Source organism: Paenibacillus sp. FSL H8-0283, from assembly GCF_045040675.1.
Taxonomy (GTDB): Bacteria; Bacillota; Bacilli; order Paenibacillales; family Paenibacillaceae; genus Paenibacillus; species Paenibacillus amylolyticus.
Map to the genome: position 1 here is coordinate 4548512 of NZ_CP150295.1, position 18484 is coordinate 4566995.

Below are 18484 nucleotides of genomic sequence, written 5' to 3' on the forward strand. Positions count from 1 at the left end.
AACACGCTAAAGTATGATATTGGTGAGGTGATGATAATGTACGCTCGTATACGCAATTTTCGTGAAGACAAAGACTTATCCCAAACACAGATGGCCACCTATCTTGGCTGTAGTCAACGTGTTTATAGCAACTATGAACGTGGTGAATTGGATATTCCCACAGCTATATTGATAAAGCTGGCTGATTATCATCAAACCAGTACAGATTATCTTTTGAATCGTACGGATGTAAGAAGGCCATATCCTTCAAGTTGAACGAAATTGGTTCTAAACATAAATTGAGGCTAAGCAAAACCACTGTAAGCATAGCCTCTAACTAAAAATATAATTATGCAGAACTGTTTCAGGTATCTCATGATTGACAGGTACGTGTGAATAAACAACTAGCTATATCCAATAGATAAGAACATAGGCTTATTTTCGAGCTTGACGACTTCAAAAGCGTCTTCAGATAAGGTGAGCACAGTTCAATTGCTGTACAATCAAAGAAGAACGACATCTCTGTCGTCCCACTAAATGATTCGTGTAGCTCAAAATTAATTACACTTATCAATTAATAATATTCAGAGTCTCATCTAAATAATTTTCCATGCTACCATCATAGTGAGTTAAAAATGCGCGTTCTCTAACTCCTTCTCCTATACATATCAATTTAGCACTTCCATTAAAATACTTCTTATTGTATTCGTGTATATTTTTTTCGTTTTCTTTAGTTTCTGCTATTGATATTATTAATTGAGTATCGGTAGGTTTATTTTTCCCAATAAACTCAACAATAGCATTTTTATTGGATTGCTCTATATCTTCCTTAAAAATTGCATCGAGCATAAAGGGAAAACGATGTATACCATCAGTTTTTTCTATTAATTTATTCAAAGCAAAGTTATATGCAAGTACTGTTTTATGAAGTTCTACTCCTTGAGAAGGAAATGCTGAAATGTTATATAATGATATATATCTATCTTCTTTTAAAGCTTTAACACCCAAATCATCAACATAAGCTATAAATATCCGTTCAAATTCTTTACTTTTGGACACTCTAGATTTTTGAACCTCTTCTTGTGTTTTAAATCCTTTGAGACTATTCTCTATACTATTTTTTTCAGCACTTAATACCCCTAGCTTATATTTAATATCATGAATCAACTGTATATTCACTTTATTATCCAGCCAACTATCAAAAGATAAATTATGTTTAAAATATCTTTTTAGTATTTTGTATGTTTTTAAGTTACTTTCTTTAAGATCATTTATACGTTTTCCCAAAGAATTAATTTCCGATTGCAGCTTCTTTATCATTTCTTTACATTTTACTATTTCTGACTCAGTATCATTCTCTTCTTGAAAATACTTATATGATGAAGTAATACTAAATGAGAGTTCACGATCACAAGCAGGACATGCCCCCCCCATAGGGTTTTGTTTCTTATGATGCCTTGACACTTTCCGAAGTAAAGACAGCCGTTCTTTATAATAGCTTTGTTCATTACATTTAGAAATATATTCTTCTTCATTTTTATTTAAAAGCACCTGGTTATCACTGTGTGACTTAATATATTCTAATGACTCTTCAATGAATTCTTCATCAATTAGTTTTGTAATTTGGAACTCGTCATTATTTTTTTCTAAATTCATATAAAATTTAATTTCATCTTCTTTACTTTTCAATTTTCTTTCTAATTCCTGTTTCTTATCCCTATCAACAAGTGATTCGATTCCCAAATAATAGTCAAGATAGTCTTCTTTAAGATTTTTATAATATTCAAAGCTACTAAAAGATTTTCTAAGATATACCCACCCTACTGACTGAGGTATATAATAAGGCAAAAACATTGCTTCTATTGGAGCAGCTTTGTATCCCTCCTTATTCTCTAATTTAAGCGAGAAGTTAAATAGTTCATGGAGGTACCCTTTAAGTTTAATATGTTCAGCAGACTGATTCGCTCTAATACCATTAAACCTCATAGTGGGTTTATCGAACCTTTTAATGAAAATGGTTTCATCATCTCTAACAAAAGTAACTTTTTCACTTTTTCGATTATTAATCACTTGAACATCTACCCTTAAAAAAGCACCTTCTTCAATAATTTCTTTTAGGTGGTCATTATTGTCGTTTATTCCTAAAGTGTATAAGAGCATTTGAAAAACTGTGCTTTTTCCTGATGTGTTTTTTCCATAAATAATGTTTGTATCATCATCAAACTCTGTGTAAAAATATTTGTTTTTACTTTCTGAATATGCAAAAAGTTTATTAATTAATAATTTTGTTTTCATAATTGCCCCCTTACTTCTATATATGCAGCATAAATAGCTGCTTTTATACTAAGCTCTGACAATTGAGAACTTACGTTCTTTCGAAACATCTGATATAATTCTAAAATACAATCAGTCTCCACGGTAAAGCGATACATTATATTACTATTATCCTTAACAAAGGAGAGTATTTTTTTATGTTCAACTTGTTGATAATCTTTAAATCTATCAAAACTATTAATAAAATTTAGTTTAAACTCACTCTTTTCTGGAATGGCAATTTCCAGATTTCTACACACTTCTTTTTCCTCGTTTCGCCACAAATCAAATGCCATCGTTTTTGTAGTAATTACATCAATAGCATCATTAATACTTGAAGAACTAACTCGTTTCGTTTCATCCATTAACTTCACAACATTACCTTGGTTTAAAGTGTTTTCTACATCTCTAAATAAAAGCAACAGAGCATCTACAGCAGCTCTATGATCACTGACCTTTTCTCCAAATATTCTATTAAACTGTCCAACTAATGAATCCTTTTGCCCAGCACTTTTCTTTGGAAAATCAATATAGGCTAGTGAAATATTATTTAATTCTTTTAAACCTTCTAAGTCATTGCCAAGTATTTTTTTAATTTCCACTTCAATTTTGTTAGTGATTTCTGTATCTAACTCAGTAAATTTCAACCTACTATTGCTTTCGTTTATAGTTATACTTTTATTTTTGCCCTTTCCTTTGGCACCATTACTTAATTTTATAGAGTTATTCGTTATAAATTCTAAGTTATGTTTATAGTTTTTTTCTTTCGGCATACTATCTGCGTTCAGTGATAATCCTACTCCAGTCATTTTTCCAAGTAATTCATACAAGCCACTCATTTCCCACTTTTCAGAAGACTTCTTTGCTTGATAAGAGTCAATGGAGGAGATAAGTTCATCATAGGTTTGATAACAAAACAAAAAATCATCATGGTGCTCTATACAAATAAAGTACTTTCTATCTTTTATATCTTTGTACTTTTCGAACAAAAAGTATAAGGCACAATGTTTTTGAAATTCAGTGCCCGTCGAACCATGAACCCCAGCATTTACAGCAGCTTTACTTTGATTATTCATTGTCTATTCCTCTACACAAATTATTTATATAAATTTGCATTAATCCATTTCCTCCGTCATACAAGGGGTTATAGTATTAGGAATATTTCGACAAATATATTCAAAATCCTTCTATTTTATGCATTTTTCTTCTTTATTCTCTTCCGTGAACTTCCGCTAATCAATTGATTTCCCTATTCTGCCATGATTTGAGGACAAGGTTGCCTGGGAGCTGGGCAAAAGATGCATCATTCTACAAGCAGAAAAATCAAATTGTGATTACTTTTTGTAGTAATGTCGACTATACCGATACCTCCTTCCATTCATAGATTTTTTTTCATGAGCTCAATATAATAATTCTAACACAAATAAGAACATATGTTTGCTTTTGAATAAAAAAATAAAAAATAAAATAAAAAGCGGCCCTGTATTTAATCTATTGCTTCAATACAATGCCATTAATTACATTTCTATTGATTGTGATTAATCTATAGGTTCCAGGAACAAACTTTGAGTCGGAACCAAAGTACCTACATCGGCTTCAGTCACTTAATCCTTACCCAGAGCTGTTACTTGGTCGATCGGGACCAATTGTTCTACCAATTACACTGTTGCTGGCTTACTTGAAGTAATGTACATACTTCCATCTGAGTTAACAGTTAGAATTGTCTTGGTTAATTCAAAGTATATTCTCCAGAAGTAATATCTTCCGATTTGGAGTGTTATTACTATCCAATGATGCTCCAGCAACTATTTTAAATTGAGTTCGTTCTCCATACATTCCATCTGCAAATTTAAGGTACCCTTCATACTTTCATCATTCACAAAAATTTTAAAATCTCATAAAAATAGAGATTTGCATCATTTTATAGAGATACTCCGTTGAATATCGCAAGATACACAAGGACAATGAGTTTAAAAAGAGGTGTAGCCTTGAACTCAGAAGAGATTTTTGGACAAGTTTTGAAACCCCTAAGTAAACATTGAATTGCCGCGGCGCTGGAAATGCAGAAGATTTGGTTGAAAATGAAATCGAGGAAATAAAAAGAAATAACTACAATCAAACAACAAAAGCAATCATGCTCAGTGTGACATGATCGCTTTTGATTTTTAATTAACATTTATTATGTTTGATTATTAAATAAGATCGGTCCAAAAAATATATAATCAGGTTGATTGGGAAACAAAATATATTTATATTACTAAAGAAGATTTAGACCATGATTTTATTTTTTCGAGTAGAAACATTCTCTTTAAAGACAATATCGATAAGAATAAACAGAACGACCAGATATTTTTTCGTTTTCGTATATTTCGTATCCATCTATTTTTATTAGCTCATTGATACTCTCTTTAACACTTTGCCAATCACTTTTCTCTGAGCGCACTAATGGATGAAACATTTCACATAGAACCTTAAGCAATACTTCATCGTTACCAGCTACTAATCCCAAGCTCTCATCGTGAAAAACCCAATCATACTCATAGTCGTCATTTGCCACAGTGTGTCGTTGGATTTCTTCTTTGAATGTTTTTAAACGAGAATCTCTACTTGGCATACTGCCCAAGTCATACAATCGATTGAGAAATGTAGCACAATTTCTTTTACCATAATAATAAAAAACACGTTCAGGTTCCTGATATGCACCTGATTGTGAAAAAATATATGCATTACATTCATCATAGTGACGTTCTGTTAAGTAATCAAAAATTGCTTCTCTTGTTATTTCTGTAATTCTGTTAGGCATTGTAACAGCAAAAGGTGAATTGGTTACGATTTCCTTTGGATACAAGATGGCTAATATCTCTTCACATGATTGATAACGATTAATAGGATCACTAGTCAAACATTTAAAGATGATATCACTTTGAAGTTCTGTGGCGTTACCAGATGCTAATAAAACTCTTCGGGCATCGCCTCCGGCAGGAGATCGTCCCACCAATAGATAATACCAAACTGCGCCTACAGAATACAGATCGCTTCTTATATCACGTAATTTAGGATTATTTATCAGCGCAGGGTCAGTATACGGCCCACCGGCTACACGTTCTCCAGTTTTCGTTAGTTTTGTATGATTTTCATTCTCTAAGAAGGCACTGATGCCAAAATCTATAATTTTGAACTTCCCATCCTTGGTGACCATAACATTACTGGGCTTTAAATCCCGGTGGATAACACCCATTTTGTGAGCATAATTCAAACCCTTTAGTAATGCAGTAATAGGTTTTATAGATCGTGTAAAAGAAACTGAACCATTTTGTGATATGAAATCAAGTAATGTATAACCTTCCACTAACTCCATTCGGATAAATGGTTTTCCATCTATGCGACCTATGTCATACACTCGGACAATATAATCACTGTTTAATTGAAATAACATCTTTGCTTCTCTAAAAAAACGTCTTTCACCTTCTATGTTTTCATCGTTAGAAACAAATACAGGTTCAAAAATTTTAATCGCAAAATCAATGTCCAACAATTTGTGGTGGTATTTATATACTACTCCAAATCCTCCATTACCAAGCTGTTCGCCTAATTCATATGCATCTATATTCAATTCACATTTACCACTAGGAGCACTTTCCAGGTATTGAAAGATTGGTTCTAATTCTTTATCAATAAAGTTCCTACGTTCCGCGTAGCCTTTAAATTTAGTTTGCATAGTTCTCCTAAAATCTGAGCTAGAGCGGTTCAAACGAATAAAAGATGGTAACATCATATTTAATCGATTATCAGATGATAGAACTCTTAAATCTTCTTTATAGTTTAAGTCAAGGTACTCTCCATCTGTAGCTTTGGCAAGCAAACCTATTTTCAATCGCTCCGCGGCTTCTAAAAGTACTGAATTGTCCATTTATACACCTCAAAAAACTCCATTCTTCTAGAATGATTGTTATTACTATCTCAAGTAACTTTCCCCTTAATTTTCCCTTTGGTATTTGGCATACCTTCATAATGGAATCCAACCACTTGTCCCTTTATTATTTCACCCTCGAAGATATGATTCAATACATTACTTGTAGTTCCTTTTTTTAAACCCTCAGTATTCTTTAAATCATTGATTTTCCAACTACTCTGCCTCTTACTCTCAGTAACCTTCTTTTCTCACTCGTTTTCCTTGCTTCAGCCGCCTCTAAGTTTTTCTTTATTTTCGCTCCAGCTGGGCTGGACCATGGTATCCGTAATGGTCCTTTGCCACCCGGCATACTCCCGCGTATTCCCTGAACAACCATGAATACCTGACTTAGCTTGAGAGAAGCAAGCATGGTCTGAGCATACGAATAGACACAGGCTCGCCTGATGGATGGATTCCCTTTTCCCATGCCTCGATCTGTAGCGCAAAGATATCTTCCCCTGGCAGTTCTGCATTCACTGCTTGCATGCCATTTACATCCAGACTGCCTTTATCTCGCTCATAATCCTGAAGGGCGGCCTGATCCGTTACACCTTTCTCATTCACAGGCAAACAGCCACCAAGTGCAGAGTTAACCGCCATTCGATACCCCTTGTTAACTGATTCTGCATCGACCTCCCCTGTCGATTCTGCGTCACAGCCATCACGCCCGTGGCCATCATTGCACTACCTAAACTTACCTGATGAGCATCGGCTTGCTCGAAACGGGTTGCGATATCCTTGAGTTCCTTGGAGATGCCCACCATGCCCTACAGTGCTTTATCCAGTATAGGGCGCGCTACTGCTCAAACTCATAATAGAATCGCTCCTGCGTCGCCCCCATCCACATCATCTGAATGAACATGATCTGTCGCGTCAGTTCACTGCGGATATGCTCCATCTGTTGTCTGGGCTGATCCACCTGATTCGATACGTGATGTAGTTGCTCAGAGTAACTTTGATTGTACTCATCCATGTTCACCGCTCATCTAAGATATGTTCAACCTATAATGCCTCAATAGATTTTGCGATAACATCACAGCAATTTCTACCACTATTTATATAGAATTCCAATTTTTTAGTTGCTCTGCAACCATCTTTTCGCCTTCTTCAATTGATGGTAGGTTATTCATTTTGTTTCAAATAACGTTCTCGTAACTACGAACTTGAGAGGCTTAAGGGAGCGAGGCGACCAGATCCAACGGACTTTGCCTCGCAAGGTTGTGAGCTGATTCAACTTCTCTGCCTACCAGTTCTCGCGAACCAAGGGCGAAGCCCGCAGCGTAGATACTTTGTTATAATATGTGGGGCCTTCTTCGAATTATTCTCAATAATTCACTAGATTTCTTCATAAGTTTGAATTCCTCTAATCATATGGTTTATATATCTATTTCTATTTAATTCTTTCATTTCATTCACTTTGTTCTGGCAATCTGAAATTATATCACCCATGTATCCGGTTAAATCAGATATCACAGATGGATTTATTCCATTAAGTATCATTCTAGTAATTGCAAATTTAGCTAATCCTGTTGGAGTAAACGGATTCCTTACTTCGCCTTCAATAGGATAGAGTGTAAAATATTTTTCTTTTAGTGATTTCAAATATCCGGTAGGAAAATCATGTTTAATAGGTTTACCATTCCTATTCACAAAAAAATTATCATGTTTAAGATTTTCACTTAAGGTATCCTTCAAATAGTCATTAATCAATTTATGTACTTTATATGGAATATCTAAATTCAGATTTCTGTATGGGTTTGCTGAATAAACTATTTCTAATACTCTCTCATCATGGAGATAGTTACTTCTTTTCATGTTAATTATTCTATCAGGACTCAAACCGTATAATAAAGTAAGCTTGATTATTATATGGATTTGCTTTGTTTTATAAGATGCTTCAGAATCTTCATTAATATGACTCAAGATAAATTTATACTGTTCTTCATTGATTGCAGGGAAAGTTTGTCTATCTTCAAGATAAATTTGTTGATCTAATAATCCCTGTTCTACATCTTTACATAGAATTGTAAATGGTCTGATTGTAATTAAGTTTTGATTAGGATATTTTTCAAAGATCGTTTCTGCAAAAAATCTATTTACTGCAATTAAATAGTCATCAATTGCAGATTTACTTCTAACGTTATCATTCCTTTGAATGTAGTAAATCGTGGAGTTAATTAAATCCTTTTTAGTAAATTCGTATTTCATTACTTCATCAATTGATGAATCAGATTTACATTGTAGAATATACTCAACAAAATAATCTCTAATTTTAGGGATATATTGATTATTTTCAAACATTGTTAATCCCGAACTGAAGATGGAAACCAAATTCAAAAGTTCTTCTTTCACTGTTTTCACTATCCTTTGTGTTTTTGTTGGGTTTTAGATTCAAGTCTTGCCCCATTTCTTATAACGTAATATCCACGAAGTTCGTAAATATAAGGAATACAATTGATTAAACGAAATCATCGTGTTTAAATAGCCTTTTCGAAGCATGTTTTTATTATACTACTAAATGAAAGAATATAACGATCACTAATCTTATACTTTCAAACAAAAAGCCTCCGCCAGTTCCTTTGGCAGAAGCTTCTTAACAATTGATTCACGCGAACATCCCAGTTATGTGGCTGTTTACACAATTAATGAAATCAAAATTTAAAACTTCGCCAATTAACTTGATTAATCGCAATAGCAGTAATAAAGCAATTATTAAGTACGTTGTAAAAATTGTAATCTCCCTGCATATAAATTAATCCAGTAGAATTTATTAATATGAAAATCACTATATAGATTAGGTTGATATGTGATACTAAAACCTCAGAAGTGTATTCGTGTTTAATTTTTTTCTGACTCATAACAACAGAAATAAAAAACTGATTGACCCATACTCCTACTATGCGATATAAAATTAGAAATAATGTAATCAGAGTATAAAGTATACTATTAAGATTAATTGTGAAATTGGGGACAAATAAAAACAGCAATGCACTACTACTCATAACAAGTAACAAATATATAAAAGAGGTAACAATCATAGTGGTAATTGTAGAGTATACTTTAAACAATATAACTACTATAAAAAATATAATTGCATCTACAATTAATGTAATAAGTAAAATTCTTGTAAGACTGTTATACACACTAACGCCTATTAAGATAACCATTAACAAGAACAACATAAACTGATTGATTTTATTTTTGTAATTTAAATGACTCAAAATCATTATTGCTCCTAATAAAGAACCCATAGCCGAAATAAGAGTGACAAGGATCGCATAGTAAAGAATTCTGGGTTCCTCATGAAGGTTCAAATCAGGCGTGTACTTTTTTAGTGCAAAAATAGAGCACCACAATATTATCATGCCAGCAATAGAAAAACTTATTTTTAATTTAGTTGAAGTATTGGATATAAAAAATGAATTGCGCATTTTTAGTAATGGTCACCCCGAATAAAAGCATTCTTTTCCAAACATAAGCTACATGATCAACTGTCTTATCATACCATAAAATGGATGAATATGACGAACATTGTTCCTTTATCCAAATGAATAACTTCCACTAATACTATTAGCTGAAGCTTCTATAGAAATTGATTCACGCAAACATCTCATCAATGACAGGGATGTGTAGATCATTATTTCCTAATTACCATGTTTGTTAATGTAGACATGACAACAAGCTCCCTTGCAAGATTTACATCAAACCCATCGCTGTAAAACTGGCTATTTCCCTTCTGAATGCAAGAAGACATACATACTCTTATCCGATACCTCTTCTGAAAAATCAAACTTAAGCCGATCAAAGTTTCTGACGTCCTTTACATCTGTAATCTTACGCTCCGCCATATAACGTACCACTTCGCCTCTGGCCATCTTGGCCCGGGTTGCCTTTTCAATGACCTTCCCCCCGACCGTAAGTTGTATCCATTTTTCTCTCTATATGTGTATATTCCTGTGGGTTATTCTTAAATTGAACGACTACAGGATACTGTGGCACTTTACCGTGACGAGCTGTGATGCTATTAATATTTTTTCACCCATACCTTTCTCAACGTAAATACGTTCTTAAACCATCTTCAAGTTCCTTCATATCATTTTTATATGAGCCATACCATGTGACTGAAGTTATGACTATTAATGTGATTACAATCAATGTTCTCTTTAGAGACTTCGTCTCTATTCACCCTGACGTTATTCTATATTTCCGAAACCTTTGATCCTCTCGATCTTTAGAGCAAAATCGCAAGCATTTTAAGAAACTACTTTCGGGTAAAGTTGGGTTAAAACATTTTCCTCTTCCTGCCAATCGGGACCATACTGTAAAAGGTACTTCCTTTTCTGAGATTTAATCGCGCTAAAAAACAAGCATTCGTCACAGGTAATACACGAGATTCAAGGGGCGATGTTGAATAACGAAATAGGATGTTATACTTGATGCACAAAAACTTAATTGCAATAAATTCAGTATTTATTCAACATATCCAAAATACGGAACTAGAACAAACTATCGTAGTACAAATTATAGTTTACATAAGCAGATTCGTAGTATCTTGCATTAAAGTTGATAGGAGGAAAGGATCATGAATATAGTAATTGAGAAGTTAAAAGATACAGATATTGAAAGCTTGTATGAATTCGAAATTGAAAACAGAACTTTTTTTGAGGAGATGGTACCGTCTCGAGGAGATGATTATTACATACCTGAGGTTTTTAAAGTAAGGAATGCATCTCTGCTTGATGAACAAGTCAAAGGACTCTCCTTTTTTTATTTAATAAAAAACGAAAATAACTCTATTCTTGGAAGAATAAATTTAGTTGATATTGATTCCGATAAAATAGGATTTCTCGGCTATAGAGTGGGACAAATCCACACTGGAAAAGGTGTTGCTAAAAAAGCATTAAAATTATTACTCAATACAATAGTTGATTTAGATATAAAAGAAGTTAAGGCAAAAACAACCACCAACAATATAGCATCTCAAAAAGTTTTAGAGCAAAACGGATTCGAGCATACAGAAACTAGTGATAAAGAATTTGAAATGAATGGGCAAATGTTAAAATTCATTAATTATACATGGATAAATAAATCATTATTTTAATCACCCATCGGTCGCGACTGTTTAAGCTGAAGACCATAAGCCAAATTCCTCGTTCAAGATACTGAGGGGTTAGGCTTTTTTGTCTTTTAATATTCCTTATATTGTGAATTTCGCGTTCTTGATGTTATTCCATTGGGAAACTCATTGAGTATTGCAGATGAATTGGTTCTTACGCGCATTTAGTGAAACAAACTAGGTATATGTAATGGATCTATTAATTACTTACTTGATATAGTATTAACCGTTGACTCGCACACGTTTTTCCGAATTCGCTATACTGCAGTAACTTTTGAGCAATGAAAAGTTTCACTTTTCTCCGCAAAATATTACAGATCTATTGTTCATACCATTCATTCAATCAATTTCAAATTGTTGATACGCTCGATCTTTTGACCCAAAACTAAAACCTCAATATATTTTTCGTTTAACCACTCTAATGCTACTTGCCCTTCTTCTTTCAAGATAACGCCTCGCTGGCTTTTATACTGAAAGTTCTCTTTTGCCCATAACAATAGTATCTTTACATATTCTAACGTCTCAATTTCACATGTACTGTCCTCTTCATCTTCTTCTGCAAAGATATCTTCAAAAGTTGTAAAAGACTGGTCAGATCTTATTAAGTTCACATTCCCTCCACCTTCGTATAACGTTATTTCCCCTTTCAGTAATTCGATTAAGTTTCCGATCTCTTCCTGGATCGTGGCGAAGTCTCCAAATATATCCGATCCCAAAGAATTACTAATCAGATAACCATTCTTTAATGATGAATCGATGCCTAAGTCCACGTTAACTTCGTTGAAATCTTCTTTATATTCGATTGTATACCTGTATTTAATCATGTTCGTATCTCCAATCTTTTTAATACAACGGATAGGCGGATGTAATCATATCAATATAGCCTACAATAATTTATTCAGCACCTCTATTTGCTGTCCTCTCACCTTCTTTGGTTTATTTTCTGCATACAAAAAAGCTCGTTCCTCACAACATTCAGGTGGGAAGAGCTTTCGGATTTTTTATAACACCAATCGGGGTCATACGGTAACGTTTTTAGTGCTTGCATATCTTCCCAACTGTACAGCCAATACTTGGACTATGAATACTATGGACGTATAAGATAAACGAACTTTCGTAGATCCTCGTAAATGATTTATGATTCACAATCAGTGAGTTAAGAATGTAAACCCAATCTTTTTTTTACCATATCTAATAAATTATAAATCTCCTGTTTAGCTTCTGGGTGCTCCTCCACGTACTTCTCACTGTAAATCATCAAATAGTTATAAAATTCATCATGCTCCATCACTGCAATTACATCTTCATCATATGCTGGCGGCTCTCCAATAAAACACACTTTCTGATCACCAATATACTCTTCCTCTTCTGGCATATGATAGGATGAAAATTGTACCTCCAGTGGACCTGAACCATATCCATGTCTCTCATGATCTCCGAAGTATGTTAAAGCTCTCGGAAAATCAATAATCCAGAAATAAGATTCGACTAATCTATCTATTTCAGCTTTTGTTGTCAAAATTTTGTACATCATATCTCTCCTTCGATATTAATTAAAAAGCAGGATAAAAGTTCTTTATGTTCCCTTTTTCATCTACGAACCCCACAAATTTCAGCCCATTTAGTTCTCCTTTAACTATCCCGTTTTTCACGTTTCCAGCCTGTATCTGTGGCTCTAATGCTGCTTTTCCCCAATTATACATTTTTTCATTAGAAATTATATTAGGATCATATACTGTTTTGGGATCATTCACTCTCTTCCCAAGCACATTTCCATTTGAGTCCGTTATCGGTTCAAAAATACTTTTATCTGATTCACTTCGTTTCAAGGACGGAATTTGATACTCCACCTCGTAGATCCCCTCGACATTGTGCTTCTTGGGTTCACCTATAAAATAATCCTTTTTAACACTCAGTCCATACTTATTTGCGTCTTCTTGTAAGGCCCCATTAAATTTGTCCATATTATGACCACCAGATACTCCAGGTCTGCTACCTCTCTTAAATCCATCAACGTTTACTAGGTGAGCATATGGCCTTTGCAATTTCTCCGCATCACTTACATGTTCACTTATTACTGTCTTAGTTGCTTGTCCCTTGCCCTCAGAACCCTTCTTCTGCTCATTCGCTTTCCTCGCTTCCAGATTCTTTTTAATCTTCGCCACAGCCGGATCAGAGGCAGGCAAGCGAAACGGCCCTTTGCCACCCGGCATACTCCCACGAACCATCTGAAATGCCATAAATAGCTGGCTGAACTTCAGAGAAGTCAACATCATCTGAGCATACTTATCGGATACAGGCTCGCCTGTGAAGGGATGAATTCCATTTTCAAAGGCTTTGATCTGCATCGCATAAATATCTTCTCCTGGCGCTTCAGCATCCGTAGCTTGCATCCGATTGATATCCAAATGCCCCTGATCCTTCTTATATGCCTGAAGGGCTGCCTGATCCGTAACACCATTCTCGTTCACAGGCATCCACATCAGCTTCCCATACACATTGACTTGCGCCATCCGGTAGCCTTTATCCTCCGTACTCGCATCATTACCCAAGGTCTTCATCACTACTCCCGCACCCACAGCGCCAACAGCACTTCCAAGACTCACCTTTTCAGCATCGACATTCTCAAACCGCATGGCGATATCCTTGAGTTCCTTGGAGATGCCCACCATACTTTCCAGCGCCTTCTGCAATACAGGGCGCGACTGCTCAAACTCATAGTAGAATCGCTCCTGCGTCGCCCCCATCCACATCATCTGAACGAACATGATCTGTCTCGTCAGTTCACTGCGAATATGCTCCAACTGTTGTCTGGCCTGATCCACCTGATTGGATACATGATGTAGTTGCTCAGGAGTCACCTTAATTGTACTCATCCGTTTTCACCGCTCATCTAAGATATGATAGGACTATGTTAGCAGAATTTTAATGGCAATTACATCCGGCTAACCTCCTGATTTCACTGCATGAATCCACGCTCAGAATGATTTATATCCGTCCCTCAGCCCCATACGATCTCTATGTAGGTGTATACATGTTCCAGAGGGTTTTCCTTTTACGACTACAGGATACTGTGGCATTTTACTACGACAAGCAGAAAACTTTAACAAATAATAGAATTAAAGAATGAACTTGACTTGTGCCGTTGATAGGGGGTACTATATGTTTGTATAAATGGAATATATTACAATTTAAATATTTATTTTGGAATCTTATATTAACAAGATGGGGATCAGAGCCTAACATAACTAAGATATCAATGCGTATAAATGAGTTTTACATTTTGTCTGCAACACATAATCATTGGCAGGCATTCATTTTACATATACATTCCTACTTCATAGAGTTTTCTAGCCTGTAGAGTTCTACCTCTTAATTTCTTTTTTAGTAAAGAAAAAAGGAGAAGAATCATCTTTAAAAGAGAGGAGGGCAAGAGGCTTTAAGCTGCAAGCAGGTCTATTTGTCGTAACCGCATGTTTTTGTTAAAGAATACCCATAACAAGAAAGGTGGAATTTATTGCTATGAGAAAGTTGATTAGTTTAGCTCTTATTCTTGTTCTAATGCTTTCATTTAATGTAGCTGCCTATGCAGACGGTGATGTGACTCAAGCCAAACCTATGACAAAGGAAGAAATTATTAATTCCAAAGAATTCCGTGAAGCTGTGAAAGCGGCTAAGGCTGAATTTGAATCGCAGAAGGCTGATAATGTGGGTGGTCCAGTTCTGTTTGCGCCTGCTCCGAAAGTATCTCACATTAATGTATACGGTGTCGTATCTCCGAATGGCGGTCAAGAAATTTACGGCTTCAATAACAACCCACTGTCCACAACCAATGATCATGGTGGGGCTTGGATTCAGTGTATTACTTTCCAGATCGGTTATGACAGCAGTCACTACGGCACACTCGCCGGCAATACAATGACAAACAACTGGTCTGAAGCTATTGATCTGGACGGTGACCGTGTCGTAGATGCTTGGGCCTATTCTTGGGTTTATGAAGCGCCTACTACAGGGGGACAATTTGTAGGTACAGTCTATTCCATTAATATTCCAACTCAGTGGACCGCTTGGATTAATGTTCGCTAACAGGAAGGATGTAATATGAATATTGGAGGATTTGGCTATCCTGGTTCTATCCTGAGGAATACGGAAAGTAAGCCCAAAAGCTCATCAGCTTTGGACATGGATTTAATAATTCTTGATCAGGCGCAGGGATATACATCCCCTGCGTCTTTTCTCATTGTGACCTTAAAGGGCGCGACTTTGTATAGAAACCCACCGTTGCACTGTAGGCTACTTTCCCTCTGCTTGTATGAATACATACGTACTCTCGTCAGATCGCTCTTCTGAAAAGGCAAAGTTTAACCGATCAAAGTTTCTTACGTCCTTCACCTCTGCAATCTTATGCTCTGCCATATAACGTACCATTTCACCTCTGGCCATTTTAGCCCAGGTTGCCTTTTCAACAAGCTTCCCATTGACCATTTGTCCGAATACACAAGTAATGAACCGGGTTTCCTCACTTAGAAAAGGCGTGATATTTTTGCTATACTCTTTGGACGCTAGATTTAGGATGTAATTGCTTTCCGACTGAAGCTGATCTGCGAGTTTGCTACCCCAGAATTGATAGAGCGATTTGAAACCTGGACCTTGCAGCTTGCCCTGCATCTCCAACCGATAAGGAGTAACGCCATCCAAAGGCCGTAACATGCCATAAAAACCGGATAATATGCGTAAATGCTGCTGAAGATACGCCAGTTCCTCATTTTGAAAAACACCTGGAGCCATATATTGATACTGAATGCCCTCATAGGCATAGATTGCTGGTGTCAGATTTGCTTTTATATTCATATTCTGAATCCGCTCCACGTTCTGTTCGGCGATTGCATCGTTACACTTCCACATCGCTTTGAGTTCGTCATAGGATAACTTTTGAAGCAGACTCAATAGCTGTTCTGACTCGTTTATAAACTGCGGCATCTGTGCGATAGCCATAAGATCGGTATCAATCTTCATCTTTTTAGCTGGTGATATGATAATTCTCATCGTGCTGATCCATCCTTAATCTACCGTTGTTTTTGTCGTTATCCATTGTACAGGATTGGACAGGTGAATCCAATGCCATGGCTTAACTAAATCCCTCATGGTACCTTTGAAAAGACTTAAAATGAACAAGTCAGCCCACGATTGGACCGGCTTGTTCATTAGAATTCAACACATTAAATTGGTGAGAAAGCAAGGCGTGCATTTCAAACCGCTATTAGGGAGATACGCTCCCCCCGCCGCTATTTTGCTCAGTTTTTGTAGTCGGCAATTGAATCATTGGCGTATTTGACCCACTTACATATGGAAGGGCTCCATCCCATTTCTTAATGGTTTCATATTCAACGAGTTGACTCGACAATGATTGTTGAAGTTCTTTATTTGCTTTAGCTTGACCTTCTGCTTCGATCAATAGTTTGTCTGCATTACCTTGCGCTTCCACGCGCTTACGATCTGCTTCTTTCTTGGCGATCTCCAGTTCAGTCGTTTTACGTTCCAGTTCTTGAGAAGCTTCGACACGCTTATCGATTGCTTCCTGAGTCTTGGCGTCAGGTTGAGGAACACCTACAGTAACGTTGGATACAATAAAGCCTAACTCTTTAACGTCATCAGAAAAACGTTGTTGCACGTCTACTCCTGCTTCGGATGACTTTTCACCATACACATCAATGACTGTAAACTTGGAAATCCCCTTACGAGCTGCGTCACGGAAACGTGTTTTGAGATATGTATCCTCAATTTCTTGAATGCTAATTGGCCCAAATGTATTAAAGATAGAAGATACTTTACTTGGTTCTACTTGGTAGTTGTAAGCAAAATCGATTGTGATGTTTTTCCCGTCAGAAGTAGCAATCTGAATATCTCTGTATTCCACCGTTTGAATTCGGATCGGATATTTCGTCACTTTATCAAACGCTCCAACGAGTTTCCACCCTTGACTCAGTGTGCTATCTTTTACGCCTCCATTTGGTGAATATACGACCCCAACATATCCATTAGGAATTCGTGTTAAAAAGAAGGTCACCATTAGCACTCCCACAATAATAACTAATGCAACCGCAATTGCCCCTACCCTAAACGTCTTTGAATTTTTCATCACCATTCTCCTCCTGTTTGAATTTATTGTATTTCTTCAGAATTCTACTACCTATTTTATTGAATAGCGGGAACATTAATGACCATAGAATAAATGCTAGGATAAAAATTAAAATGATTCCCCCAATAAATGGCATATCCGTCCTCCCCTCTATGGATGTAACCGAGTACAAATTTATAAATGGTAACTAATTATATCCTTCTTTATATATACTTTGTAAATTCGTATTAGGTTTCAAGGATATTCCGCGCTTGAACTACTATTAGGTAAAGTAGAGAAGAGAAAGGTGGATGAATCGGCGTCCAGTACCCGGTTATTCCTATCAAGAAAGTGATCATCAATTCATCTGGGTATTATGGATCAGGAGTTGTATCCATTGCTCTTCTCTGTAGGTGTACACATATTCTAAATAAACTGCCCTACTGTCACAAAAAAAGAGCCATCAAAATGTTTAATGGCATCTTCGAATGAGTAATGATACGAACCAAAATTAAAACTATAAATTTATATCACAGGTTACCATCTTATGAGCTAAAACTCACTTTTAGATGATTTAAACCTTTCTAAGTCATAGTATGGATTTGAAATATGATCTCCAACCTCCATAATCGTCTCTTTAATCTCGTTTAAAATTATCAAATCTATATTATCTTCTTTACTTATAGACTCTTTAATTTTAATAAAACAATTCTTCAAACCAAGGTTAACAACAATAGAGAGTATGATATCTACATCTTCGTAGGAATTAGTATTCCATAACTTCCTCATTAAGACATCCATCTCATTTCTAGTTTTATCCTCTAAAAGCTCATAAGTCATGATTTGTCGATCTGTTAATTCGGATAGGATTAACAAAAAAACTTTTTTATCAAGAATCTTATTTTCAAAATCTTTTAAAGCATTCCTGAACAAAGACAGTAAAACTTCTGTAGGTAACCTATCCGCTAATTTCTCAATATCTCCAATATTCATTTAATCATTTCCC

The 18484-nt window shown here is 35.6% G+C and carries 16 protein-coding genes; 3 read left to right on the plus strand and 13 right to left on the minus strand.

Features of this window, described 5'->3' with window-relative positions:
- Window positions 1-36 precede the first annotated feature (36 nt).
- Entirely contained in the window at window positions 37-255 is a 219-nt protein-coding gene (locus MHI52_RS20310; protein ID WP_405157535.1) for a helix-turn-helix domain-containing protein, read from the plus strand.
- A 294-nt stretch (window positions 256-549) separates the two neighbouring features.
- Here MHI52_RS20310 and MHI52_RS20315 read toward each other — a convergent pair whose 3' ends face one another.
- From MHI52_RS20315 to yaaA (MHI52_RS20345), 7 genes are all read right to left on the minus strand, one after another.
- A complete protein-coding gene (locus MHI52_RS20315; protein WP_405157536.1) occupies window positions 550-2274 on the minus strand; it encodes a hypothetical protein in 1725 nt (574 codons plus the stop codon).
- Complete coding sequence (locus MHI52_RS20320) at window positions 2271-3368, minus strand: dsDNA nuclease domain-containing protein (RefSeq protein WP_405157537.1); 1098 nt, start codon at window positions 3366-3368, stop codon at window positions 2271-2273. The genes MHI52_RS20315 and MHI52_RS20320 overlap by 4 nt, the downstream gene beginning before the upstream one ends.
- Before the next feature lie 1232 nt (window positions 3369-4600).
- Entirely contained in the window at window positions 4601-6202 is a 1602-nt protein-coding gene (locus tag MHI52_RS20325) for a protein kinase domain-containing protein (RefSeq protein WP_405157538.1), read from the minus strand.
- A 390-nt stretch (window positions 6203-6592) separates the two neighbouring features.
- Window positions 6593-6844 carry a hypothetical protein gene (locus MHI52_RS20330; protein ID WP_405157539.1) on the minus strand — a complete coding sequence of 84 codons (252 nt, stop codon included), beginning with the start codon at window positions 6842-6844 and terminating at the stop codon, window positions 6593-6595.
- A gap of 196 nt (window positions 6845-7040) precedes the next feature.
- Window positions 7041-7217 (minus strand): hypothetical protein, encoded by a 177-nt coding sequence (locus tag MHI52_RS20335; RefSeq protein WP_405157540.1) that lies wholly within the window; start codon window positions 7215-7217, stop codon window positions 7041-7043.
- A 362-nt stretch (window positions 7218-7579) separates the two neighbouring features.
- Window positions 7580-8596, minus strand: a complete 1017-nt coding sequence (locus tag MHI52_RS20340) for a tyrosine-type recombinase/integrase (RefSeq protein ID WP_405157541.1) — start codon at window positions 8594-8596, stop codon at window positions 7580-7582.
- A 1373-nt stretch (window positions 8597-9969) separates the two neighbouring features.
- A complete protein-coding gene (gene yaaA, locus MHI52_RS20345; protein ID WP_405159406.1) occupies window positions 9970-10170 on the minus strand; it encodes a peroxide stress protein YaaA in 201 nt (66 codons plus the stop codon).
- Between the two features lie 656 nt (window positions 10171-10826).
- Between yaaA (MHI52_RS20345) and MHI52_RS20350 the strand changes: the two genes are divergently transcribed.
- On the plus strand, window positions 10827-11345 hold the full coding sequence (locus MHI52_RS20350; protein WP_405157542.1) for a GNAT family N-acetyltransferase: 519 nt from the start codon (window positions 10827-10829) through the stop codon (window positions 11343-11345).
- Between the two features lie 350 nt (window positions 11346-11695).
- Here the strand turns inward: MHI52_RS20350 and MHI52_RS20355 are convergent, their stop codons facing one another.
- From MHI52_RS20355 to MHI52_RS20365, 3 genes are all read right to left on the minus strand, one after another.
- Entirely contained in the window at window positions 11696-12184 is a 489-nt protein-coding gene (locus tag MHI52_RS20355) for a hypothetical protein (RefSeq protein WP_405157543.1), read from the minus strand.
- A gap of 332 nt (window positions 12185-12516) precedes the next feature.
- Window positions 12517-12879 (minus strand): ribonuclease toxin immunity protein CdiI, encoded by a 363-nt coding sequence (cdiI, locus tag MHI52_RS20360; protein ID WP_405157544.1) that lies wholly within the window; start codon window positions 12877-12879, stop codon window positions 12517-12519.
- Window positions 12880-12913: 34 nt separating this feature from the next.
- Window positions 12914-14236 (minus strand): WXG100 family type VII secretion target, encoded by a 1323-nt coding sequence (locus MHI52_RS20365; RefSeq protein WP_340984704.1) that lies wholly within the window; start codon window positions 14234-14236, stop codon window positions 12914-12916.
- A 646-nt stretch (window positions 14237-14882) separates the two neighbouring features.
- On the opposite strand from MHI52_RS20365, the gene MHI52_RS20370 reads away from it, so the two are divergent.
- Window positions 14883-15446, plus strand: coding sequence for a DUF4879 domain-containing protein (locus MHI52_RS20370; protein WP_076328002.1), 564 nt, complete (start codon window positions 14883-14885; stop codon window positions 15444-15446).
- Between the two features lie 207 nt (window positions 15447-15653).
- Here the strand turns inward: MHI52_RS20370 and yaaA (MHI52_RS20375) are convergent, their stop codons facing one another.
- From yaaA (MHI52_RS20375) to MHI52_RS20385, 3 genes are all read right to left on the minus strand, one after another.
- On the minus strand, window positions 15654-16406 hold the full coding sequence (yaaA, locus tag MHI52_RS20375) for a peroxide stress protein YaaA (RefSeq protein WP_339177737.1): 753 nt from the start codon (window positions 16404-16406) through the stop codon (window positions 15654-15656).
- 214 nt (window positions 16407-16620) lie between these two features.
- A complete protein-coding gene (locus MHI52_RS20380; RefSeq protein ID WP_083669817.1) occupies window positions 16621-17499 on the minus strand; it encodes a prohibitin family protein in 879 nt (292 codons plus the stop codon).
- A 531-nt stretch (window positions 17500-18030) separates the two neighbouring features.
- Window positions 18031-18471 carry a hypothetical protein gene (locus MHI52_RS20385; RefSeq protein ID WP_340984703.1) on the minus strand — a complete coding sequence of 147 codons (441 nt, stop codon included), beginning with the start codon at window positions 18469-18471 and terminating at the stop codon, window positions 18031-18033.
- Window positions 18472-18484: the final 13 nt, after the last annotated feature.